18 protein-coding genes are annotated in these 22,216 nt (G+C 62.6%); 10 read left to right on the forward strand and 8 right to left on the reverse strand.

What is annotated here, in order from left to right; all coding sequences use genetic code 11:
* The first annotated feature begins 37 nt into the window (after positions 1–37).
* Positions 38–814: an enoyl-CoA hydratase gene (locus JF542_RS17295; protein ID WP_007795488.1), complete on the forward strand. Its 777-nt coding sequence runs from the start codon at positions 38–40 to the stop codon at positions 812–814.
* 70 nt (positions 815–884) lie between these two features.
* Here the strand turns inward: JF542_RS17295 and JF542_RS17300 are convergent, their stop codons facing one another.
* Positions 885–1,067 carry a hypothetical protein gene (locus JF542_RS17300; protein ID WP_007795485.1) on the reverse strand — a complete coding sequence of 61 codons (183 nt, stop codon included), beginning with the start codon at positions 1,065–1,067 and terminating at the stop codon, positions 885–887.
* A 271-nt stretch (positions 1,068–1,338) separates the two neighbouring features.
* Here JF542_RS17300 and rpsT point away from each other — a divergent pair, with 271 nt between their 5' ends.
* From rpsT to JF542_RS17330, 6 genes are all read left to right on the forward strand, one after another.
* Positions 1,339–1,602, forward strand: a complete 264-nt coding sequence (gene rpsT, locus JF542_RS17305; protein WP_007795483.1) for a 30S ribosomal protein S20 — start codon at positions 1,339–1,341, stop codon at positions 1,600–1,602.
* A 519-nt stretch (positions 1,603–2,121) separates the two neighbouring features.
* Positions 2,122–3,501, forward strand: a complete 1,380-nt coding sequence (gene dnaA, locus JF542_RS17310; RefSeq protein WP_207076758.1) for a chromosomal replication initiator protein DnaA — start codon at positions 2,122–2,124, stop codon at positions 3,499–3,501.
* Between the two features lie 168 nt (positions 3,502–3,669).
* Positions 3,670–4,788, forward strand: a complete 1,119-nt coding sequence (dnaN, locus tag JF542_RS17315; RefSeq protein WP_007795477.1) for a DNA polymerase III subunit beta — start codon at positions 3,670–3,672, stop codon at positions 4,786–4,788.
* Between the two features lie 37 nt (positions 4,789–4,825).
* Positions 4,826–5,935, forward strand: coding sequence for a DNA replication/repair protein RecF (gene recF / locus JF542_RS17320; RefSeq protein WP_207076759.1), 1,110 nt, complete (start codon positions 4,826–4,828; stop codon positions 5,933–5,935).
* 79 nt (positions 5,936–6,014) lie between these two features.
* Positions 6,015–8,432, forward strand: coding sequence for a DNA topoisomerase (ATP-hydrolyzing) subunit B (gyrB, locus tag JF542_RS17325; RefSeq protein WP_007795473.1), 2,418 nt, complete (start codon positions 6,015–6,017; stop codon positions 8,430–8,432).
* A 382-nt stretch (positions 8,433–8,814) separates the two neighbouring features.
* Positions 8,815–10,227, forward strand: a complete 1,413-nt coding sequence (locus JF542_RS17330) for an SNIPE associated domain-containing protein (RefSeq protein WP_207076760.1) — start codon at positions 8,815–8,817, stop codon at positions 10,225–10,227.
* Positions 10,228–10,668: 441 nt separating this feature from the next.
* Here the strand turns inward: JF542_RS17330 and JF542_RS17335 are convergent, their stop codons facing one another.
* The 6 genes from JF542_RS17335 to JF542_RS17360 all read right to left on the reverse strand — a co-directional run bounded on the left by JF542_RS17335 (position 10,669) and on the right by JF542_RS17360 (position 16,790).
* On the reverse strand, positions 10,669–11,187 hold the full coding sequence (locus JF542_RS17335) for a DUF3237 domain-containing protein (protein ID WP_207076761.1): 519 nt from the start codon (positions 11,185–11,187) through the stop codon (positions 10,669–10,671).
* Position 11,188: 1 nt separating this feature from the next.
* Entirely contained in the window at positions 11,189–12,547 is a 1,359-nt protein-coding gene (locus JF542_RS17340) for an MmgE/PrpD family protein (protein ID WP_207076762.1), read from the reverse strand.
* Positions 12,537–13,727 carry a M20 aminoacylase family protein gene (locus JF542_RS17345; RefSeq protein WP_207076763.1) on the reverse strand — a complete coding sequence of 397 codons (1,191 nt, stop codon included), beginning with the start codon at positions 13,725–13,727 and terminating at the stop codon, positions 12,537–12,539. Before JF542_RS17345 ends, JF542_RS17340 begins: the two co-directional genes overlap by 11 nt.
* Complete coding sequence (locus JF542_RS17350; protein ID WP_207076764.1) at positions 13,724–14,305, reverse strand: TRAP transporter small permease; 582 nt, start codon at positions 14,303–14,305, stop codon at positions 13,724–13,726. The genes JF542_RS17345 and JF542_RS17350 overlap by 4 nt, the downstream gene beginning before the upstream one ends.
* 189 nt (positions 14,306–14,494) lie before the next feature.
* On the reverse strand, positions 14,495–15,469 hold the full coding sequence (locus JF542_RS17355) for a TRAP transporter substrate-binding protein (protein ID WP_207076765.1): 975 nt from the start codon (positions 15,467–15,469) through the stop codon (positions 14,495–14,497).
* A gap of 37 nt (positions 15,470–15,506) precedes the next feature.
* Positions 15,507–16,790, reverse strand: coding sequence for a TRAP transporter large permease (locus tag JF542_RS17360; protein ID WP_207076766.1), 1,284 nt, complete (start codon positions 16,788–16,790; stop codon positions 15,507–15,509).
* A 191-nt stretch (positions 16,791–16,981) separates the two neighbouring features.
* Between JF542_RS17360 and JF542_RS17365 the strand changes: the two genes are divergently transcribed.
* Positions 16,982–17,902: a LysR family transcriptional regulator gene (locus JF542_RS17365; protein ID WP_277988620.1), complete on the forward strand. Its 921-nt coding sequence runs from the start codon at positions 16,982–16,984 to the stop codon at positions 17,900–17,902.
* A gap of 369 nt (positions 17,903–18,271) precedes the next feature.
* Here JF542_RS17365 and repB read toward each other — a convergent pair whose 3' ends face one another.
* On the reverse strand, positions 18,272–20,101 hold the full coding sequence (repB, locus tag JF542_RS17370; protein WP_207076768.1) for a plasmid partitioning protein RepB: 1,830 nt from the start codon (positions 20,099–20,101) through the stop codon (positions 18,272–18,274).
* Positions 20,102–20,360: 259 nt separating this feature from the next.
* On the opposite strand from repB, the gene JF542_RS17375 reads away from it, so the two are divergent.
* Positions 20,361–20,894, forward strand: coding sequence for a hypothetical protein (locus JF542_RS17375; RefSeq protein WP_207076769.1), 534 nt, complete (start codon positions 20,361–20,363; stop codon positions 20,892–20,894).
* On the forward strand, positions 20,875–22,128 hold the full coding sequence (locus JF542_RS17380) for a DDE-type integrase/transposase/recombinase (protein ID WP_207076770.1): 1,254 nt from the start codon (positions 20,875–20,877) through the stop codon (positions 22,126–22,128). Before JF542_RS17375 ends, JF542_RS17380 begins: the two co-directional genes overlap by 20 nt.
* The last annotated feature ends 88 nt before the right edge of the window (positions 22,129–22,216 follow it).

A 22,216-nucleotide genomic window follows, 5' to 3' on the forward strand; every position in this document is an offset into this window, starting at 1 on the left:
GCTGCCGTCTGACGCTAACGGACGGGAGCCCGAAGTCATGGCCTATGAGACGATCATCGTCGAAATAGATGACCACGTCGCAACGATCACACTCAATCGCCCGGATGCCCTCAACGCCCTCAACAGCCACCTGCTGCAGGAGCTGGCGCAGGCGCTGGGCGAGCTGGATTCCAATGACAAGGTACGCTGCATCATCGTGACCGGCTCGGCCAAGGCCTTTGCGGCCGGGGCGGACATCAAGGAGATGTCCGAGAAGAGCTTTGTCGACATGTATCTCGGAGATTTCTTCGAGCCGGCGACCGAGGCCGTGACCCGGGTGCGCAAGCCGATCATCGCCGCGGTGGCGGGCTACGCGCTGGGCGGCGGTTGCGAATTGGCGATGATGTGCGACTTCATCATTGCAGCCGAAAACGCCAAGTTCGGCCAGCCCGAGATCAATCTCGGGGTCATCGCCGGGATCGGCGGCACGCAGCGCCTGACGCGCTATGTCGGCAAGTCCAAGTCGATGGACATGCACCTCACCGGTCGCTTCATGGATGCCGAAGAGGCCGAGCGCGCCGGGCTGGTGAGCCGTATCGTGCCGGCCAAGCAGCTGATGGACGAGACCAAGAAAGCGGCCGAGAAGATCGCCGAGAAGTCCATGCTGGCCAGCATCGCGGCCAAGCAGGCGGTGAACCGGTCCTACGAGACCACGCTCACCGAGGGGCTGCTGTTCGAGCGCCGGCTGTTCCACTCGCTGTTCGCGACCGAGGATCAGAAAGAGGGCATGGCGGCCTTCCAGGAAAAGCGCACCGCGCAGTTCCGCGACCGCTGAGCCCAAGCTTCAGAACAAGAAAACGGCCCGCCCCTCGGCGGGCCGTTCGCGTTTCGGCCTCGGTGCGGCGTTAGCCCTGAAGTGCGCCACGACGGCTGCGGATCGCGGCCTGGATGGCGCGCCAGTCCTCGGCCTGAGCCGTGTTGCCGCTCTCCTCGCAGGTGCGGGCCTTCTGGGCCGCCTCGGCCTCTGCCCGGTCACCGTGGGCGCGGTAGAGCGATTGTGCGTACTCTGAAATTTGCATCGCATTCATCTCTGATTCCTCCTTTCAGAATGAACGGTCCTGCGGTGGCAGGACCCCGAATATAGTGGCTCAGGGCCGATTCTGCGACCTTCGGGTCCGTCTTGACCCGCATAGGGGTTTGCAAGACCGATGTTTTGGTATATGCGCCGCGGCTACATGCGCGTGATGCCCGCTCAGGCAAGAATCGGTCCGGCGACACCTGTCCGGGTCAGAGTGCCATTGCGCGACCCGGATACCGTTGACCCCCATGCGAGGGGCAGAAGACAGAGGACTGATCATCATGGCAAACTCCCCCCAGGCGAAGAAGCGCGCCCGTCAGAACGAAAAGCGTTTTGCGATCAACAAGGCGCGCCGCTCGCGCATCCGCACCTACCTGCGCAAGGTCGAAGAGGCGATCGCCTCGGGCGATCAAGACGCCGCAAAAGCCGCTCTTCTGGCCGCACAGCCCGAGCTGATGCGCGGTGTGACCAAGGGCGTATTCCACAAGAACACCGCATCGCGGAAGATGTCGCGCCTTGCATCGCGGGTGAAAGCGCTGGGCTGAAAAGCCACACCGGATTTGTAGACGAATAAAAAGGCACCACAATCTGTGGTGCCTTTTTTCCATCCAGACACTATCCGTTGAAATCGGAGATTCTTTTTTCGGATTCCTCTGAGTCAACATTTAAGTTCGGTTGCCGGGCTTCCCGCCAAATTGCTAATTTCACCGAGCGAGTCACATTGCTTTGGGGGGACAGGCAAGCAGCGCAACGCCCGTGTTTTTTGGGACGTATGCACTGCGCTTTGGCGGTCTGCTGCACCAGCCGCCAGAACAGGGCGTTTGCCCTGCCAGTCCGAGGTATACAAATGCGCGGACAGCGCTCACTTTGATCAGTCCTTGGTTGGGATGCCAAGGGCGTGGTGAGGTGTTGTCCGTCCGGAATGCGTATCATTCCAGCCCATGTCGTCATGGCATGGGGCAGAGACCTGTTCCCGCATGACATGTGTCCGCCGGGCGGCTCACTCAGATCGCCCGAGATGACGAGATGGATGAATGGCAGTCAGGCTTTCGGAGCGGGGACAAATGACAAAAGACCAGTGGGGCGCATTGCAGAGCCAGCTGAGCAGTACGATCGGGGAAAACAACTACAAGACCTGGATTGAACCCATGGAATTCCACGGCGTGGAGCCGGGTGGTGTGGCCGTGTTCAACGTGCCGACCAACTTCATTGGCACCTACGTGTCGCAGAACTTCGGGGACATTCTTCTTGCCAAGCTGTCGGGGATGGACACCGACGTGCGCCGGCTTAAGTTTCAGGTCGCCAATGCCGACACCCGGCCCGCCCCGGCCCAGCAGCAGCCGCGCCCGGCGGCGCAGGCGCAGCCGGCCCCGGCCGCCGCGGCGCCCGCCAACGGCGACCTGCTGCCCGGCGCGCCGCTCGACGGCCGCTTCACCTTCGACAGCTTCGTCGTCGGCAAGCCCAACGAGCTGGCCCATGCCGCGGCCAAGCGCGTGGCCGAGGGTGGCCAGGTGACCTTCAACCCGCTGTTCCTTTACGGTGGTGTGGGCCTTGGTAAGACCCACCTGATGCACGCCATCGCCTGGGACCTGCGCAACAACCGGCCCGACCTGAACGTGCTCTACCTCTCCGCAGAGCAGTTCATGTACCGCTTCGTGCAGGCCCTGCGCGAGCGCCGGATGATGGATTTCAAGGAGCTGTTCCGCTCGGTCGACGTGCTGATGGTGGACGATGTCCAGTTCATCGCCGGCAAGGATTCCACGCAGGAAGAGTTCTTCCACACGTTCAACGCGCTGGTTGACCAGAACAAGCAGATCATCATCTCGGCCGACCGCGCCCCGGACGAGATCAAGGACCTCGAGAACCGCATCCGCTCGCGGCTCCAGTCCGGTCTCGTGGTCGATCTGCATCCCACCGATTACGAGCTGCGTCTTGGCATCCTGCAATCCAAGGTTCAGAACTATCGTGAGCAGTATCCCGCGCTGCAACTCGATGACGGCATCCTGGAATTCCTCGCCCACCGCATCTCGACCAACGTGCGCGTGCTCGAGGGCGCCCTGACCCGGCTCTTCGCCTTCGCCTCGCTGGTCGGCCAGCCGATCACCATGGAGCTGACGCAGGATTGCCTCGCCGACGTGCTGCGTGCCTCGGATCGCAAGATCTCGATCGAGGAAATCCAGCGCAAGGTGGCCGAGCATTACCACATCCGCCTCAGCGACCTCATCGGTCCCAAGCGGGTGCGCAACTTTGCGCGGCCGCGCCAGGTGGCGATGTACCTGTGCAAGCAGCTTACCGCCCGGTCGCTGCCCGAGATTGGCCGTCGCTTTGGCGGGCGCGACCACACCACCGTCATGCATGGGGTGAAGCGCATCGAGGAGCTGCGCACGCAGGACAGCCAGATCGCCGACGATGTCGAGCTTCTGCGCCGCGCGCTCGAGGCCTGAAAGGGCCTTCTGAGGTTCGAACACAACACAACCGAACGGGGCCGCCTTCGCGCGGCCTCGCGGCCTTGACGCCACTGTAAAACAATCCGATCAATCGCTGAAACAAGGCTTGGAGCAGCTTGCGCATGGCGCTACGCTGCGCCTCCGGCACGGCGGAGAGGGTGAGGGATGAAAGTCAGTATCGAACGGGCAACGCTGCTCAAGGCAGTCAGCCAGGCGCAATCTGTTGTCGAGCGTCGCAACACCATTCCGATCCTCGCGAACGTGCTGATCGAGGCCGAGGGCGACACCGTCACCTTCCGTGCCACCGATCTCGACATCGAGGTTCTGGACCGCGCCCCGGCGCAGGTCGAGCGGGCCGGGGCCACCACGGTTTCGGCCGTGACCCTGCACGAGATCGTCCGCAAGCTGCCCGACGGCGCGCTTGTCCAGCTCGCCGATGACAGCGCCGCCGGGCGCCTGACGGTGACTGCGGGACGGTCGAACTTCAACCTCGCGACCCTGCCGAAGGAAGACTTCCCGGTCATGGCCTCGTCGGAATACGCGACGAACTTCTCCGCCAAGGCCGAGACCCTGCGCAAGCTCTTCGACAAGTCGAAATTCGCCATCTCGACGGAAGAGACCCGTTACTACCTCAACGGCGTCTACATGCACGTGTCGGACAGCGAAGAGGGCCGGGTGCTGCGCTGCGTCGCCACCGACGGCCACCGCCTCGCCCGGATCGATGCGCCGGTGCCCGAGGGCGCCGAGGCAATGCCCGGCGTGATCGTGCCGCGCAAGACCGTGGGCGAGCTTCGCAAGCTGCTCGACGATGACGATATGGACATCGCCGTGTCGGTGTCCGAGACCAAGGTGCGCTTTGCGACGCCCGACATCACCCTGACCTCCAAGGTCATCGACGGCACCTTCCCGGATTACTCCCGCGTTATCCCGACCGGCAACACCCGCCGGCTCGAGGTCGACGCGACCGAGTTCGCCAAGGCGGTCGATCGTGTCGCCACTGTGTCGTCCGAGCGGTCGCGCGCGGTGAAACTGCAGCTCGACGAGGACCGGCTTGTGCTGTCGGTCAACGCGCCCGACAGCGGCGCCGCCGAGGAAGAGCTCGCCGTGGCCTATGGCGACGAGCCGCTCGAGATCGGCTTCAACGCCAAGTACCTGCTCGAGATCGCCAGCCAGGTGGATCGCGAGAACGCGGTGTTCATGTTCAACTCCTCCGGCGACCCGACCCTGATGCGCGAAGGCAGCGACACCAGCGCGGTCTACGTCGTGATGCCGATGCGCGTGTGACCCTGACCGGGCCTGACCTGCACAGGGAGAGCGGACCGTGACCGCTCTCCACCTTTCCAGTCTGACGCTCTCGCATTTCCGCTCGCACAAGCGCGCGGCGGTGGAGGTCGATGCCCGGCCCGTGGCGATCTTTGGGCCCAATGGCGCGGGCAAGACCAACCTGATCGAGGCGGTCTCGCTGCTGTCGCCCGGGCGCGGCATGCGGCGCGCCTCGGCGCAGGAGATGACCCGCCGCCCCGAGGCGCTGGGCTGGAAGATCGGCGCGGTGCTGCACGGACCCGAGGGCGCGAGCGAGATCTCGGTGCGCTCGGAAAGCGGTGGCTCGCGGCAGGTCGAGATCGACGGCAAGCCCGCGCCGCAAACGGCGCTGGGGCGCATCGCGCGGGTGCTCTGGCTGATCCCGTCGATGGACCGGCTGTGGATCGAGGCTCCCGAGGGCCGGCGGCGCTTTCTTGACCGCATGACGCTGAGTTTCTTCCCCGATCACGCCGACGCCTCGCTGACCTACGAGAAGGCCATGCGCGAGCGCAACCGCCTGCTCAAGGAGCAGATCCGCGATGCGCATTGGTACGCCGCGCTCGAGACCCAGATGGCGCAGAGCGGCGCGCTGATCCAGCAGAACCGGCAGGCGGCGCTGGCGCGTCTGGCCCGCGCGCAGGACGGGGCGGAGACCAGCTTTCCGGCCGCCGATCTCGCGCTGGTCTCCACCGAGGCCGACATTCCCGAGACCGAGGAGGATCTGCGCGCCGTCTTCGCCGAGGGGCGCTTTCGCGACATGGCCGCCGGGCGCACGCTGGTCGGGCCGCACCGGTCGGATCTTTACGGGGTCTTTGCCGCGAAGGGCGTGCCGGCCTCGGATTGCTCCACCGGCGAGCAGAAGGCGCTGCTGATCTCGCTGATCCTTGCCAATGCGCGGGCGCTCGCTGCCGAGATCGGTGCACCGCCGCTCCTGCTGCTGGACGAGGTCGCGGCGCATCTCGACGCGGGCCGTCGCGCGGCGCTTTATGACGAGATCTGCGCCCTCGGTGCGCAGGCCTGGATGACCGGCACCGGGCCCGAACTGTTCGAGGAGCTGGGCGATCGCGCACAGCGACTTCAGGTCACCGAAGAGGCCGGGCAATCACTCGTTGAAAACCTGCCGATCTGACACCAAATCTTGTGTCATCTGCGTGACAAGGCAGCGCTTCTCACCTATAAAATTCCCAAACAAGACAGAGGATGGCTACATGGCCGAACCGGCAGGCGCTCCGCAGGAATACGGCGCGGATTCCATCAAGGTTCTCAAGGGTTTGGAGGCAGTGCGCAAGCGCCCCGGCATGTATATCGGTGACACCGATGACGGCTCGGGCCTGCACCACATGGTCTACGAGGTCGTGGATAACGGCATCGACGAGGCTCTGGCCGGTCATGCCGACTTCGTGCGCGTGAAAATCCATGCCGACAACTCGGTCTCGGTGCGTGACAACGGTCGGGGCATCCCGGTCGACATGCATGCCGAAGAGGGCGTCTCGGCGGCCGAGGTCATCATGACCCAGCTGCACGCCGGCGGTAAGTTCGACCAGAACTCCTACAAGGTCTCCGGCGGTCTGCACGGCGTGGGTGTCTCGGTGGTGAACGCCCTGTCGGTGTGGCTCGAGCTGCGCATCTGGCGCAACGGCAAGGAGCACTACGCCAAGTTCTCGCATGGTGAGACGGTCGAGCATCTGCGCGTGGTCGGCGATGCCGAGGGCGAGCAGGGCACCGAGGTCCGTTTCCTCGCCTCGACCGAGACCTTCTCGAACCTCGATTTCGAATTTGCCACGCTGGAAAAGCGCCTGCGCGAGCTCGCCTTCCTGAACTCCGGCGTGCGCATCATCCTCGAGGATGAGCGCCCGGCCGAGCCGCTGCACACCGAGCTGCACTACGAGGGCGGCGTGAAGGAGTTCGTCAAGTATCTCGACCGCTCCAAGCAGCCGATGATGCCCGAGCCGATCTACATGACCGGCGAGAAGGACGGCATCGGCGTCGAGGTCGCGATGTGGTGGAACGACAGCTACAACGAGATGGTGCTGCCCTTCACCAACAACATCCCGCAGCGCGACGGCGGCACCCACATGGCCGGCTTCCGTGGCGCGCTGACCCGGACGCTGACGCGCTATGCCACCGACAGCGGCATCGCCAAGAAGGAAAAGGTCAGCTTCACCGGCGACGACGCCCGAGAGGGCCTGACTTGCGTGCTGTCGGTGAAGGTGCCCGACCCGAAGTTCTCGAGCCAGACCAAGGACAAGCTGGTGTCGTCCGAAGTGCGCCCGGCGGTCGAGAACCTGGTGAACGAGAAGCTCACCGAGTGGTTCGAAGAGCACCCGAACGAGGCCAAGATGGTCGTCGGCAAGATCGTCGAGGCGGCGCTCGCCCGCGAGGCTGCGCGCAAGGCGCGCGAGCTCACGCGCCGCAAGAACCCGATGGACGTCAACTTCCTCGCCGGCAAGCTCAAGGACTGCTCCGAGAAGGATCCGTCCAAGACCGAGCTGTTCATCGTCGAGGGGGACTCCGCCGGTGGCTCGGCCCAGACCGGGCGGGATCGTGGCACCCAGGCGATCCTGCCGCTCAAGGGTAAGATTCTCAACGTCGAGCGGGCGCGCTTCGACCGGATGCTTGGCAGCCAGGAGATCGGCAACCTCGTGATGGCGCTCGGCACCGGCATCGGCCGCGACGAGTTCAACATCGATAAGCTGCGGTATCACAAGATCATCCTGATGACCGACGCCGACGTCGACGGCGCCCACATCCGCACCCTGCTGCTGACCTTCTTCTACCGGCAGATGCCGGAGCTGATCGAAGGTGGCTATCTCTACATCGCCCAGCCGCCGCTCTTCAAAGTCGCGCGCGGCCGCTCGGAGGTCTACGTCAAGGACCAGGCGGCGCTTGACGACTACCTGATCCAGCAGGGGGTCGACGGGGCGCATCTGACGCTCGGCAATGGCGAGGTCATCACCGGGCAGGATCTTGTCCGGGTGATCGACGAGGCGCGCCAGCTCAAGCGCGTGCTCGACGCCTTCCCGACGCACTACCCGCGCCACATCCTCGAACAGGCCGCCGTCGCGGGAGCCTTCGTGCCCGGCGCGGTCGAGAGCGACCTGCAGGGCGTGGCCGACAAGGTGGCCGAGCGGCTCGACCTGATCGCGTTGGAATACGAGAAGGGCTGGCAGGGCCGCATCACCCAGGACCGCGGCATTCGCCTCGCGCGCATCCTGCGCGGGGTCGAGGAAGTCCGCACGCTGGACGGCCCGATGCTCCGGTCCGGCGAGGCGCGCAAGACCGGCAGCTTCACGCAGGCGCTGCAGACCGTGTACGCCACGCCCGCCGTGCTCGAGCGCAAGGACCGCCGTCAGGCGATCTATGGCCCGCTCGGGTTGCTTGAGGCGATCCTCGAAGAGGGCGAGAAGGGTCTGTCGCTGCAGCGCTACAAGGGTCTGGGCGAGATGAACCCGGGCCAGCTCTGGGAAACCACGCTCGATCCCGACGCCCGCACGCTGCTTCAGGTGCGCGTCGACGACATGACCGAGGCGGATGACATCTTCACCAAGCTGATGGGCGACGTGGTCGAACCGCGCCGCGAGTTCATCCAGCAGAACGCGCTCAGCGTCGAGAACCTCGACTTCTGAGCCGGTGTAGGCGCGCGCGTAGTTTTTCGCCGCGCCCATAGTTTTTCGCGTGCTGAGGTTGAGGTTCGGCCACGTTTTCCACGACTTTCAGAAGGTTAGCGTGAAATTCAGGCCCTCGCGGTTAGTGAAGATGCTTCGCGCGGAGCGCGTAGAGCAGCGTCTGCAAAACGAACGAGCTTCGCGATTGTGTCTCGGTTGATGCCTATTGCCCATCAACCGAGACAGAAGCCTACTTCTCCGCAGGAAGAACTTGAGCTTCATCTGAGCGTTGAAAGCCGGCGTGGCGATCGCAGGGAGCGCACCTAAACTTCAATTGCGGCTCCGGTCTTGATTTGACTGGATTTTATGTGCCTCATTTCCGAGTTCGCGAAAGAGGTACGTGATGCCAGAATTGGACCCCAATATAGCTTTTCCGATCGCCGTCCTGATATTCCTGATTGGTTTTCCGCTTTTTCTCATTTTATTCCTGGTCGCGCGACGGCGGACAAAGCGCCTCGGTCGCGAGCTCGATCAGGAGAAGACCCGGGCCGCCGAAGACCGCGACCGGATCCTCGCGGAGGAAAAGGAGAAGCAGCAGGCGATCGAGCGGAAATACTCACCGATCATCGATATGGAGGCCGAGGTCGGGCGGTTGAAAGCCGAGTCTGCCGAGTTGGCGGGGAGTATCGACGACCTGCGATCCAGCTACGCCAGCAAGCGTGAGATCATGAAGAAGCTCGAGCATCAGGTCGCGGTGTATGACGAGCGCCTCGCCTTCGCAGAACTCGGTGTCTATGAGCCTCACTTCGATTTCGGGGACAGCGAGATCTTCAAGGAGCAGATCAAGCAGATACGGGAGCAGCAGAAGGCAATGGTTTCGCAGAAGACCGCCGCCATTTGCCCGACCGATTGGACCGTCGATGGCAGCCTCTCCAAGGGGCAGACCATGATCAACCGTCAGATGCGATTGACCATGCGCGCCTTCAATAACGAATGCGAGGCGGCGATCGCGAACACGCGTTGGAACAACGTGGTCGCCATGGAGAAGCGGATCCTGAACGCCGCGAAGCAGATTAACTCGGCCAATGCCTCCATGAACCTTTCAATCAACGAGCGATACGTCTCGCTCAAGCTGAACGAGTTGCACCTCACCCACGAGTATCGGGAGCAACTCAAAGTCGAAAAGGATGAGCGGGCCGAACGCGCCCGGATGGAGCGCGAAGAGAAGAAGTTGCTCGCCGAGGCAAAGGCCGCTGAGAAGGAAGAGCAGAAATATCAGGACATGCTCGACAAGGCCCGGCAGGAGGCTGGTGTCGACGAAAGCCGTATCGCGGACCTTCAGGCCGCCTTGGCGGAGGCCCACGCAAAGACAGAGCGCGCGAAAGCGATGGCCGAGATGACGAAGTCTGGTTACGTCTACATCATCTCGAACATCGGCAGCTTCGGCGAAGAGGTCGTCAAGATCGGCCTGACCCGACGCCTTGATCCCGACGATCGCGTGAAGGAGTTGGGCGACGCGAGCGTGCCGTTCGGCTTCGACACGCACGCAATGATTTATTCCGAAGAGGCGCCGGCTCTCGAAAACGCCCTGCACCGGGAGTTTGCCGACCGCCGGATCAACGCTTCAAATATGCGCAAGGAGTTCTTTCGCGTCGGCCTGGAGGAGGTGGAAAATGCTGTGAAGCGCTTGGCTCCGGACGCCAACTTCTTCAAAGATCGTGAGGCACAAGAGTGGCACGAAACCTTGGCACGTCGTAGGGAGCAGGCTGAGTTGTGGAGGCAGGCGGCGGAGGAGGCGCTGCCCGCAACGATCTGACCCATCACTCGACCAAGTCTATCGTCGAAGATGCATCTTTCGTTGATGTGGGTGCACGTTGGTAGCGGTCCGACCGCCAGGGCGGGAAGCCGTCCTTCGCCGCGCGTGCGAACACACCTTTGCCAGGACATGGAAGCGGGCATTCCCCAAGGATCGGTCGCCAGAACCGGCGTGACCTACACAGAGGGCGGAGAGCTGTCATTCGCAGCGGTGGCAGTGCGGGCATCCAGTAATGATGGAAGCTGGCATTTAGAACGGATGAGAAACGAGGTTTTCTCTGCATCGCCATGTGCATTGGGTCGGAGCTCACCCGAAACTGAAGTGCTGATTTGGTCGAAAGCGATACTTGGGTCACAACAATGAGGAAGCTTGTGGCTCGCGATGGCGCCACCCCACCAACTCGGCCAATGTGCTCCCAGTCAGTCCAGGGAATGGGTTGGACTATCCAGCTGTGGGTTCAGAAACCTGCGCGCAGGTTGCCTCAAAGGCACGGATGACCACTGCATCGTGCTTGGGACGCTGTGACTGCAATGTGCCAATTATAATGCGGCGCGAAAGCCATGCCCAAGGACCCTCCGGTGCTTCAACTGAAATGTGGGACAACGCGTAGCGCGGCGCATCAGGACGCTCGTCGATGACGACCCGATTTCGCAGGGCCAGCACTGTGCCGTCGACAAGCTCCAGATCGTAGAGCGCATCCAGCTCGCGTGCGCCGTCCAGCCGGTCGAGTTGGCGATCGGCGCCGCCGGACAGGACACGCCCCCGCAATTGCGGGAAATCAGAGCCGCCACGAAAGCTGCCACCAAGAATGTCGATGCGGCGACGGTTGCCGTGGGGACCCCGGCCCAGTTCGACTCTTGGGCCGATCTCGATCAACGCTTCCCACAGCAGGCGACAGCCTGGGGTTTCGACCGGGGTGCCGTCCAAAATGACAGGATGTTCGAATTGGGCTGGGATCATTTCACGCTGCCTTGGCCAAGGGACTGAGGCAGGCCAGGACATCAGCGGCAGCTGGCAGCGCGTCCATGGCACTCGAAAACTCGGCCTTTCGCCGGGAAAGGCCTCCCCAGGCGAGGCAATCGGCGATTTTCATATTGAGTTGTGTCGCTGTCAGCGGATGCCTGATCGTGCCGACGATGAATGCCTGATCGTGGCGCAGGCGACGTCCATCGGTCAAGGTGACCTCGATCGCATAGGCCGCATCGATTCCTTCGGGCCCCATCTGCTGCGGTTTGCGCCGGATGCGTGCCAAAGCCGTGCGATCCGCGACAGTCGCCACGGCCTCAGAGGTGAAGTGGAACAGTGAAACCGATCCTTCCTCCAGAAGTCTCATCACGGGATAGGACAGGCTGAAGCGCGCCTCGGAGGTGCTTTCAGGGGCATCATATCGCAGGTTGCGAGCAAGGACTTCCGGCATCTCGACCTCGATCTGGTCGATGTCCGACAGACCGATCCCATGCGTTTGCATCAGGGCCTCGACCCCGTCGAGCGCGCGGTGCGAGGCGGCACAGCATGGGAAGCGTTTCACCATCATCCCGTCGGTCAGGAGCGCCCAGGACGTTCCCAGATCGTCCAGCGTCATCTCGCGTTCTGTCCCCGCGAACAGTGCGGTCAAGCCCCAGGGAGCGCTGACGAACTCTGCCTTGGCGCCGAGCCCGGCCTTGGCCAGGGCCGCTGCTGTGACGGCGGCACGTGCGGCAAACCCGGCATGGGTGGGCTTGGCCTCGGCACCGAACTGCAGCTTGGAACCGGAGGATTGCGAGAAAGCAAGGCTCATGGTTCGGGCCATGACATCGGCATCTGCACCGATCAGCCGGGCGCAGGCAGCGGCGGCTCCGATGGCGCCAAGTGTCGCGGTGGAGTGCCAGCCGGCGCCGTAATGTTGGGGGTGCATGACGGCTCCGATACGGGCCTGAACTTCCAGGCCGATGACGTAGGCCTGCATCAGGTCGTCCCCTTTGATCGCGGGGCGTCCGGCCGCCATGGCCAGCAGCGCGGGCACCAGGACGGCGCTGGCGTGAGACATCGCCGGGGCGAAGTTGTCATCGTAATCCAGCGCATGGGCCGCTGTGCCGGTCACCAGCGCCGCACCCGCGGGCGACAGCGTTGTGCCCAAGCCCCAGACGGCTGCGGGGCCGGTGCCATGGGTTGCTTCGGCCCCCTTGAGCACAGCCTGCGTCGCGCTGTCCGCGCGCCCGGCCAGGATGCAGGCCAGCGTATCGGCAAAGGCTGCGGCCGCGCTGCCGGTCAGCGCCGGGTCAGAGGCATCCGCAGTGGCAGCCCATGCCGCAAGGCGCGCGACCGAGGAATCACTCTGCATGTGGCAGCTCCGTTGCCACGACGTTCAGCCAGTAGGCCACGCCATAGGGGATCACCGCGTCGTCGAAATCGTAAAGCGGCGTATGGACGAACGCGCTTTCGGTGCCGTTGCCGACAGTGGCAAAGCAGCCCGGAACCTTTTCCAGCATGAAGGAGAAATCTTCGCTGGCACCCACGCGCTCGGCCTCGCCGTCGACCATGGCGGCATCGACCGTCGCCTGGGCCGCAGCCACGGCGCGGCCGGTTTCCTCGGGCCAGTTCACCAGCGGCGGGTAGCGGCGGATGAAGTTGGGGTCGGCCTCGCAGTTGTGCATGGCCGCGGCGGCCTGGCTCAGTTCCGCCAGGCGGCGTTCCACCAGGTCGCGGGTTTCGGGCAGGAAGGTACGGGCGGTGCCGCGCAGGCGGACCTCAGCGGGGATGATGTTGGGGCTGTTGAAATCGCCCGCCGCGACATGGCCAACGGAGATCACCGCGCTGTCGAAGCTTTCGACGTTGCGCGCCACGATGGAGGAGATGCCGGACAGGAAGCTGGCCAGCGCCATGGTCGGATCGGTGCCCTCGTGGGGCATGGCGCCATGGCCGCCGGTGCCGCGCAGGGTCAACTCCCATGTATCGCCGGCGGACATCATCGCGCCGGGGCGGGTTCGGAATTCACCCAGCGGAGTGCCGGGCATGTTGTGCAGCCCGTAGACGGCATCGGAGGGGTGCTGTTCGAACAGGCCTTCCTCGATCATCACCCGCGCCCCGCCAAGGCCCTCTTCGGCAGGCTGGAAGATGAACTGGACGGTGCCCGCGAAATCGGGATCGGCGGCCAGTTTCTCGGCTGCGCCCAGCAGCATGGTGGTGTGCCCGTCATGGCCGCAGGCATGCATTTTGCCCGGGATGGTCGAGGCATGGAGCTTGCCCGTCTTTTCCTCGATATGCAGCGCATCCATGTCTGCGCGCAGAGAGATGCGGCGGTTGCCCGGATGACGCCCCTTCAGCACGCCCACCACGCCGGTGCGGGCCAGCCCGCGATGCACCTCGATGCCGCGTTTCTCGAGGAATTCAGCCACGAGGTCCGAGGTGCGCACCTCTTCAAAGGCGGTCTCGGGGTGGCGGTGGATGTCGTGGCGGATCTCGGTCAGACGGGCGATGAAATCGCTGTCTGCAGCGATCGTCGCGGCGGTGGTGGTCTTCATTGGGGGGCCTTTTCGTCAGTCGTCAGGTCGGCTTCGGCAGTATCGGGGTCGCCAGCGGCTTCGAGGGTGCCGGTCACTGTTGCGAAAGTCCGGGCGAGGCCATGCAGGAAAGTCAGCACGATGAAGGTCGGCACGGCGATGGCCACCCAGATCATCGGCAGCGGCACGGTTTCCGCCATCATGGTCATGTTGCGGTTCAGAAAACCGCGCGTGAGGTTCATCCCCGGCCCGAAGAAGCAGTACCAAAGGATCGGCACGAGGAAGAGCAACACGGCCGCCGCGCGCACCGTGGCGGTGGCCAGCTTCAGCCAGCGGGGCGCACGGGCGGGGATCTTCACCAGCGCCGGATCGAAGCGCTCGTAATAGGATGCGCTGGCACCCAGCAGGCCGACCCAGACCATGGCGTAGCGCGCCAGTTCCTCAGTCCAGGCGGGCGGCGAGGCAAAGCCGTAGCGGGCCACGACCTGGAGGCAGATCAGCACAACCATGGCCACGAGAAACACGCAGCCGCAGCCCAGCACCACGCTGTTGAGCCCACGGCTGAAGCCGTTCAGCTTGCGGGAGGTTGTGGTCAGCATGAGAGGTCCTTTCAGTGGCGCGCGGGCGCGAATGGGGGCCGGGACCTGAACGCGCCCGGCGGCGTGACCTGTCTTTGAAAGCCCGGTCAAGGCTGGATGCGTCTTCCTCTGCGGACCGGGGAACCTCGGCCCGCAGGTGAAGCGCCGGGCGCATGAGGTTTCACGCGCCCGGGGAGAGGCTGCTGGCCATCAGTCCAGGTAGCCTTCCAGCTCGTCCACGATCGCCGGATCGGCGGCTTCGTCCCAGATGGCCTTGGTAGCTTCGACAAACTTGTCACGCTCGCCCGGCTCCAGCTCGGTCACGGTGACGCCAAGGTTGCCCAGCTCGTTGATCAGGTCGGCACCGTAGCTGGCGGACCACTGGCGGTTGGCGGCAATACCGTCGTCGACGGCGGCATCCACCCAGCCCTGCTCTTCCTCGGACAGGCTGCCGTACCAGTCGGAGGACAGCATGATCACGCGGGCCACCGGCATCGCGTCGAGCGGCACGAAGTCCGTCAGGATGTCGGTGTGACGGGCCTTGATGGCCGAGGACGGCGGGTTGAAGTAGCCCTGTGCCACGCCGGTCTGCAGCGCATTCGGTACTTCGGCAAAGCTGACTACAGTGCCCTTGGCGCCCCAGCTCTCAAAGAACTTGATCTGCTCGCCGTTCTGGGCCCGCAGGCGTACGCCTTCCAGGTCGGACATCTTGGTCACGGGGATATCGGTGGTGAAGATGCCCACCAGGCCGCCGCGCATGTTGAAGCCCGGGATCATCACGCCGTAATCGGCGGTCTGGGCATTCACCTGGTCGAGGATGCCGCTTTCGGCGACCACGTCATCCATCTGCTGTTCGCTCTCGAACATGAAGGGAAGATAGAGAGCAGGTGAGATGGGGGACATCTTGAAAAGCATCGCCGGGTTGCCGAGGTTTACCTCGATCAGGCCGGTGGAAACCTGGTCCAGACGCTCGTCTTCCTTGCCCATGGTGTTGTTGGGGTTGATCCTCACCTCCACGTCATGCGCGGCCAGGCTGTCGCGGAAGGCTTCGGCAAAGACGTATTCGCCGTCGACCTTGGCATCTTCCGGACCGGCGAAGGCCAGGTTGATCGGGCCCATGGCAAGGGCCGGGGTCGAAAGCGCCGCCATGGTTGCGGCCGAGGCAAGCAGGGTCTTGAAGGTCATGTTGGGTCCTTTTCCTGTTGGTTTTGGTGTCATGCTGTCAGTTGATCAGTCCAAGAAGGCGCGGCAGGGCCAGTGTCACTTCAGGGCAGAGGATGAGAACGGCGAGCAGGATCAGCTCGGCCACGAGGAAGGGCAGAACGGTGCGCACGAGGCGCCAGTAGTCCATCTTCAGCACCGTCGCGAGGATCAGCAGCACGCCGCCCAGAGGGGGCGTCAGCAGGCCCACGGTCAGGTTGAAGCCGATGAGGATGCCCATGTGGGTCGGATCGACGCCCAGCAGGATTGCCGGCGGGATCAGCAGCGGGCCCAGCAGCGCCAGCGCCGCCTTCACGTCCATCAGCATGCCGGCCAGCAGGAAGATCACGTTCAGCAGCAGGAGGTACTGCATCTTGCCCAGGTTCATCGCCTCGACCCAGGCGACCATCGCCTGCGGGATGCGCTCGATCGACATCAGGTACCCGAAGGACGCGATGGCGACGAGGATGATGAAGACCGCCCCCGTCAGCACCACGGTCCGCTGCAGCGAGATCAGGACATCGCGCAGGCCCAACTTACCGTAGAAACGTCCCACCAGGAGTGCGGCGATGGAGGCGACACCTGCCGCCTCGGCCGGGGTCATGACGCCCAGCAGGATGCCGGACATGATGATCAAGGGCAGTGACAGCGCGGGCAAGGCCTGCAGCAGCGCGGGGAAGAAGGCCGGCACCTGCGCACCGCGGCCACCGGGATGGCCCTCGCGATGTGCGATGATGGCATTGATCACCATCAGCACCGCTGCCAGCAGCAGGCCCGGCACGATACCGGCGGCAAACAGTGCCACGACGGAGGTGTTCATCAGCGCGCCGTAGAAGATCAGGATAACCGAGGGCGGTATGATCGGCCCGATGATCGAGGAGGCGGCGGTGATCGCCGCTGCGTAATCGCGAGAGTACCCCTCCTTCTCCATCGCCGGGACAAGCGTGTTGCCAAGCGCCGCTGCATCCGCCGTGGCAGAGCCCGAGACGCCCGCGAAGAAGACCGAGGTCAGCACATTTACGTGCCCCAACCCGCCCTTGAAGCGGCCCATGATCGACATGGAGAACCTGATAAGCGCTTCTGTCACGCCGCCGCGGTTCATCAGCTCGCCGGTCAGGATGAACAGCGGCATGGCGAGGAAGGCAAAGACGTTCAGCTGGCCCATTACGCGCTGCGGCAAGGCGGCCAGGAAGCGGGCATGATCCTCGGTGATGAAGGCCAGCACCGTGGCGCCCCCAACGAAATAGGCGATCCCGCCGCCGGACAGGACGGTCAGAAGCAGAAACAAGAGGGGCAGTGCAGGCATGGGCGTCTCCTTTGAGCCTTTCAAACGACACGGGCGACCTATGCTACAATGGAAAAAATATCGCACTCCTATAGCGGTCAGCTATTGCACCCCCGATGAACGTACGATTCTATCTTAAAAACGATTTCGGACTGATGTGCCGTGGATCACCTTGGTAGCAAAAATATTGGGCATCTTTGGCGCCTCACAGCATGAAACACCCATCGCGCGCGGGGCTGAACGTCCAGCGACTTCAGATTTTCAGGACAATCATGGAAGTCGGGAGCATTTCGGCCGCCGCGAAACGGTTGCGCATGGCTCAACCCACGGTCAGTCGGCACCTCGCAGTGCTCGAGGACGAAGTGGGATTTCGCCTCTTTACCCGAGAGCCGGGTCGCATCGACCCAACCTGGGAGGCAAATCGCCTTTACGCGGAAACCGCGGGACTGGCCGAGCGCCTCAGCTACGTTGAGCAGACGATCTCGACCATTCGCGCGGGTGGGGGAGAGCCGTTGCGGATCATGGCCGCCTCGTCAATGTGCTTCGAATTGCTACCAAAAGCTCTCGCTCGCTGGCAGAGGGAAATTCCGATGACGGAGGCGACCCTCGATAGTGGACGTGCGGTTGATCAGATCCGTGCGATACGCGCCGGAGAAATCGATATCGGCGTCGCTGGATCCTTAGGAGCGCTGCCAGGCCTGCGGGTGACGCCGATGTACAAGAGCGGGCTCGTCGCGGTGATGCCTCGGGATCACCTTCTGGCACAATGCGACCATGTTTCACTGGAAGATTTCGCGCGGCACCCCTGCGTTCTTCCAAGTGGGTCGGCCCCGATCGGAGCGACGGTCTTGAAGACCTTTGATGCTGCGGGCATCAGCCCGTTGCGCGTGATGACGTCTTTCACCCCCTCTTTCGGGATCGGCCTTGCCAAGGCACTGGATTGCATCGCGATCACGGACGAGCTTGTGTTCAAAGCCCTTGCCGACGACACCATTGTGGCCCGCGATATAGCGGGTCTGCCCCATGTCGAGCTGGTTTGCCTCGAGCGGCAGGACACACCTCAACGCCGTGTCATCGAAGCTTTCAAGGAGGCGCTGCAAGAGACATTGCAGGAACTCTTTCCGCGCTCGTAGGCAGCAACGCTGCTGTGGGCGGGTTTTATGCCGTTTCCGTTCAACGCTATCTTGATCGCTTATGGAGAAATGGACTCTGCAACGCATCCGGCCAGCGCGAGCTTTGCCGCGCACTTAGATCTCAACCAAAAGCACGATGGTGCTTCCCGCCCGCCACGGCGATGGCGCGATGGGCACGCCAAATCAACCAGGGGCAATGTCCGCTTCGGTAAAGCCGCAATGCAGCAACGAGCGACTCCGCGAATGACGGCAAAGGGCCGTGAGCGACGACGTGTTGCCAAGGGAGAGAGTCTTCCGGCATTAACCGGCCCGGCTGCCATGGGGATGCAACAGCGACAAGCTCGCCCCACATCGTAGAGGCGATCCAGGTCAGTTCTTTTCCTCGTGCATCCTGATGATCTGCTCGATCACGGCCCCCCGGTTTTCCTCGACCCACTCAACAAGTCCTTCTCGGCTTCCGTCGAAAAGGGTGATCTCCAAGCCTTCCGAAGACCTCTTCATGCGTGCGACTGGCCCGTTGATTCCGTCAATCGAAACAAGCTCCTCCGACGCCGCCTGAGGTTCATTCGGAGCAGGTGGTTGCCCGGCCGCTTGCCACACGTGAGCGAATCGCTGATCCGAGCTCAGGTCCGCGGCCGCGTCGGCCAGTGCTGCCATATGGCGCCTTGCCCGGGCCTCCGCCTCTGGGTCACGCCTCAGCATTCCGACCAGCTTTTCCCACCGGGGCCGCCCCACCGACGGTGCCTTGCCGATCCAGTTTAGGATGTCCGAGGGCACGCCCCGACCGATCTTCAAGTATCTCGATCGGTCCGTCTTGCCGCAGCAAAAGGCTTCATCGATGGCCGCTTCAGGAAGACCGGCTTCGTCGACCATCCGAACCGCAAGGCGTGCACGCTCGATGTAGGTCAGGTCTTCCCTTGCGATGTTCTCGATCGCCTGGCCCAAGACGAGTTCCTTTTCGTCGAGAGCCTGGATTTCTGCTCGCACTTTCAAGCCAGCGATCCGGCAGGCCTCAAGCCGCCTCCGACCGGCAACGATTTCATACTCACCTTCAAGATCCGGGTGCGGACGGACGATAATGGGGATCTTCTGGCCAACTGCTCGGATACTCGAGGCCAGCGCGTCGATATCCTCCAGACCGCCGTCCATTCGGTCCTTCATGCCGGCCGAATGGACCAGTGACGGCTCGATCGCGACGATCCGGTCCTTCGTTGCCCCGAAGTTGGCAGCTGCCAACTCTCGCCTCTTGTCAGGATCAGCTGACCCCGGCCTGTCTACTGGATCAGCCACGCTGCTTTCCTCCACCGTGTCGAGTTGCGCGTCATGCATATTCTTGAGAAGGCGGCTGTCGGGCGCCTTATTGGTGTTGGAGGGCTTCAACAGACCCTGCGCGGAACGACCGCACAGCCGTAGCTTCCCGCCGTCGGCATCCGAGAACACAGCATGCTGAACTCCGTCGAGCCCGAGCGACTCGATCAGCTCGCCGACCTTGTCGATTGCATCTCCCCAGTCCGCAGGAACAATCAGGAAGGCTTGGTTATAGGTCTTCGCAGCAAGCGCCGTCATCGCCAGTGTCTCGACGAGGTAGCGATGATGTCGCTTCTGTCGGAAAGATTTGACCTCGATAGCCGCGATCGTCTCTCCGTCGCGTGTGAGAACGAAGTCCGCAGGAGCCTCCGAGTTCCGAGGACTGTGGGAAAGCTTCACCCTCTCTCCGAGACCGAGCGTCTCGGGGTTGGATGTCAGGAAGTCAAAGACAAGATCCTCGAACGCCGCGGCTCTCTTGGAACGGGTATGTGCCGTGCTGCCGCGCACTCCGGGCTTTTCCTGAAGGCGACGGAGAGCGTTCTTCAGTTCCTCACGCGTCACCTCGCCTGAAAAAAACTTCGGCGCGATCTCCGAGGCTAACTCTTTGTCAAGAATTGAGATTTGCGACAGGAGAAGCACGCCAGTCATCGGGACACGCAGATTCTCGTCGTGCAGCGCTTCCGAAGCGTTGGCGTTCATCCAAGCTACTGCTGCAAGCGGGTTGCGCAAGCTCGCGGGATCGACGCCACGCAAGCGCGCGACTTCCGCCATGAGCTTTTCGGAACTCGTGAAGCCGTAACTTTCTGGAACCTCTAACGCCTCGGTAAGTGAGCTCCCGAAACTGAGCCAGTTCGGATCCTGCGCAAATGCTTCGACGCTGCGTGAGGTCATAAGGTCAGCACCAAAAAAAGACTCCCAGAATTTCACTCTGGTAGTTTAGTATTACTCACACGAAGGGTAAAGCTCCATGAGAATCGATTGGAAAAGTGCCTCAGTTGCCAGGCGCCCCCATAAGCGGGGTCAAAAAAAGAAGGTGCATTACCTCGCGCCTGCAGGAGGCCAACTGACGGCCTACGAAAGCAGGCTTGAAGCGAGCGCGGGTGCTGCCTTCGGTCTTGACCCGCGCGTCGTGAGCGCGCGGACACAACCGATGACGTTCGACCTCGCAACTGGGCGCCGGTTTCCAACGAAAGAAGACCTTTTTCAGTGGGCGAGGGATAGCGGGAGCCGGCCTATCATCTACACGCCGGACTTTGAGCTCCAGTTGCAGACCGGGTCCATATTGGTTGAGGTCAAGCACGCCGAGTTGATCGCCCGAGCGCCCAAGGTCTTGGCCTACCCAAGTATACTTGCTCGCTACGGCTACCGGTTGGTTATTCTCGATGACCGTGTTCTGCATGACGCCTTCGTAAGGAACATGCGGTCTTTGAGCATGGCCTGGACTTACTCGCCCAACCGATCAGAGATCACGAACCTCCAGGCTGATAGCGGCGATTGGGTATCGCTGGGCGCGCTGCGTGACCGCGGATACCCGGATGCCCTGGTGCTGGGCTGTCTCGCGCGCGGTCATCTCACATGCGACGTCCAACGTGAGCGTATCTCGAAAAACACCCTCATCCGCACGGTCGTGGACAAGCCGAGCCACCTTATGGAGCTGCCTCTCGATGCATGCCGCACTTCATAAACAGTTCGGCCACCACATAACCGGCGGCCGGAAGCTGAAGTTCGTCTCCAAGTCTGACAAGACCGTCATTCTTGAGGGCCAGGATGACCAGATGTTCGAGACGACGGTCGGTGTTTATCGGAGCCTCGTTGCTGGGGGCCATGCGTTTCAGCCCGAAGGTGACACATCACTGGGGTTCATGCCGAATGAGACCGCCCTGTTGAAGCAACAAATGGCACTCTTCGCGGTTAAACGTGAGCTTGAGTTGCGAGAGCGCGGAATGACCGCGATGGCGGCTGCGAAAAAAATCAAGCTGGAGCTCGACGGGCACAGCAAATATAGCCGGGTCGCTCCGCAGAAATTGGTTCCGCGCACCCTTCAGCTTTGGCGCAAGAAAAGGAATGAAAAAGGGCCTGCTGCACTCGTTCCAGAGACGCAAAACTGCGGCAATCGGAGTTGCAGATACGACTCAGCCTACGAAGAAGTCGCATGGGATGTCTTGGAAGAGCTGTATCTGACGAACGACCGCCTCTCGATTGGAAAGATCGCGGCGAACGTTAAGGAAAAATATCTCAAGAAATGCGCCAGGGACAAAATCGATCCAAATGACTGCGGAAAGCGCTGTATGGAGGCAATCCTCAAAACGATCCGGGTCGACGACATAATCAAGGCGCGCCACGATACCGCGATGGCGCGAAAGCTGCGCCTTCAGGCCCAGTTCTACCATAGGATCCATGCCCCCTTCGACCTTGTCGAGATCGATTCAACGCCTGGCGACATCATGATCGTCAATGAAGATCGCGTTTGTATTGGTAGACCGAATATTTGCCTTGCGGTGGACGCGGCCACAGGCCTCATTCTCTCGATCCAGCTCAGTCTGCAGGCACCGCGAGAGGCTCTTACTATTCGGGCTTTCAAGGACACCATGACCGCGCGGACCGATGAGTACTTTGACAAGTACGGCATCGAAAACCGTATAAGGGTTGTCGGTGCACCACAGATGGTTCACTCAGATCAGGGGTCGGAGAACAGCGGCTACGATCTGTCTCGAATTGTCGAGACCCTCAACATGGAGTGGGCGAAGAACACTCCGGGATGCCCGGATCGAAAACCGTTCGTCGAAAGGATGATGAGGGAGGTCAACGAATTCCTCCACACCCTGCCAGGTGCGACAACGTCGAAAGAGCTTCCGAACCGAGCAAGAATCGATAAGGCGATGCTGGATGTGAACCGGCATGCAAAATTGACCCCGTAGCGGGGTGATCGGCGTCCAAAAATGACCCCCTTACACTGATGTGGATGATGCCCCCGAGGTCATCGGGGAGCACAGTGTGGGATGTTGG

This window comes from Salipiger bermudensis (genome assembly GCF_017309175.1).
Lineage (GTDB): Bacteria > Pseudomonadota > Alphaproteobacteria > Rhodobacterales > Rhodobacteraceae > Salipiger > Salipiger bermudensis.

Excerpts from the sequence above, each read along its gene's own strand:
- JF542_RS17365 (WP_277988620.1), top strand. The coding sequence starts at position 16,982 with ATGAAACACCCATCGCGCGCGGGGCTGAACGTCCAGCGACTTCAGATT.
- rpsT (WP_007795483.1), top strand. The coding sequence starts at position 1,339 with ATGGCAAACTCCCCCCAGGCGAAGAAGCGCGCCCGTCAGAACGAAAAG.
- repB (WP_207076768.1), bottom strand. The coding sequence starts at position 20,101 with ATGACCTCACGCAGCGTCGAAGCATTTGCGCAGGATCCGAACTGGCTC.
- JF542_RS17330 (WP_207076760.1), top strand. The coding sequence starts at position 8,815 with ATGCCAGAATTGGACCCCAATATAGCTTTTCCGATCGCCGTCCTGATA.
- dnaN (WP_007795477.1), top strand. The coding sequence starts at position 3,670 with ATGAAAGTCAGTATCGAACGGGCAACGCTGCTCAAGGCAGTCAGCCAG.
- JF542_RS17380 (WP_207076770.1), top strand. The coding sequence starts at position 20,875 with ATGCATGCCGCACTTCATAAACAGTTCGGCCACCACATAACCGGCGGC.
- gyrB (WP_007795473.1), top strand. The coding sequence starts at position 6,015 with ATGGCCGAACCGGCAGGCGCTCCGCAGGAATACGGCGCGGATTCCATC.
- JF542_RS17345 (WP_207076763.1), bottom strand. The coding sequence starts at position 13,727 with ATGAAGACCACCACCGCCGCGACGATCGCTGCAGACAGCGATTTCATC.
- JF542_RS17350 (WP_207076764.1), bottom strand. The coding sequence starts at position 14,305 with ATGCTGACCACAACCTCCCGCAAGCTGAACGGCTTCAGCCGTGGGCTC.
- JF542_RS17335 (WP_207076761.1), bottom strand. The coding sequence starts at position 11,187 with ATGATCCCAGCCCAATTCGAACATCCTGTCATTTTGGACGGCACCCCG.
- JF542_RS17340 (WP_207076762.1), bottom strand. The coding sequence starts at position 12,547 with ATGCAGAGTGATTCCTCGGTCGCGCGCCTTGCGGCATGGGCTGCCACT.
- JF542_RS17360 (WP_207076766.1), bottom strand. The coding sequence starts at position 16,790 with ATGCCTGCACTGCCCCTCTTGTTTCTGCTTCTGACCGTCCTGTCCGGC.
- dnaA (WP_207076758.1), top strand. The coding sequence starts at position 2,122 with ATGACAAAAGACCAGTGGGGCGCATTGCAGAGCCAGCTGAGCAGTACG.
- JF542_RS17355 (WP_207076765.1), bottom strand. The coding sequence starts at position 15,469 with ATGACCTTCAAGACCCTGCTTGCCTCGGCCGCAACCATGGCGGCGCTT.
- JF542_RS17375 (WP_207076769.1), top strand. The coding sequence starts at position 20,361 with ATGACGTTCGACCTCGCAACTGGGCGCCGGTTTCCAACGAAAGAAGAC.
- JF542_RS17295 (WP_007795488.1), top strand. The coding sequence starts at position 38 with ATGGCCTATGAGACGATCATCGTCGAAATAGATGACCACGTCGCAACG.
- JF542_RS17300 (WP_007795485.1), bottom strand. The coding sequence starts at position 1,067 with ATGAATGCGATGCAAATTTCAGAGTACGCACAATCGCTCTACCGCGCC.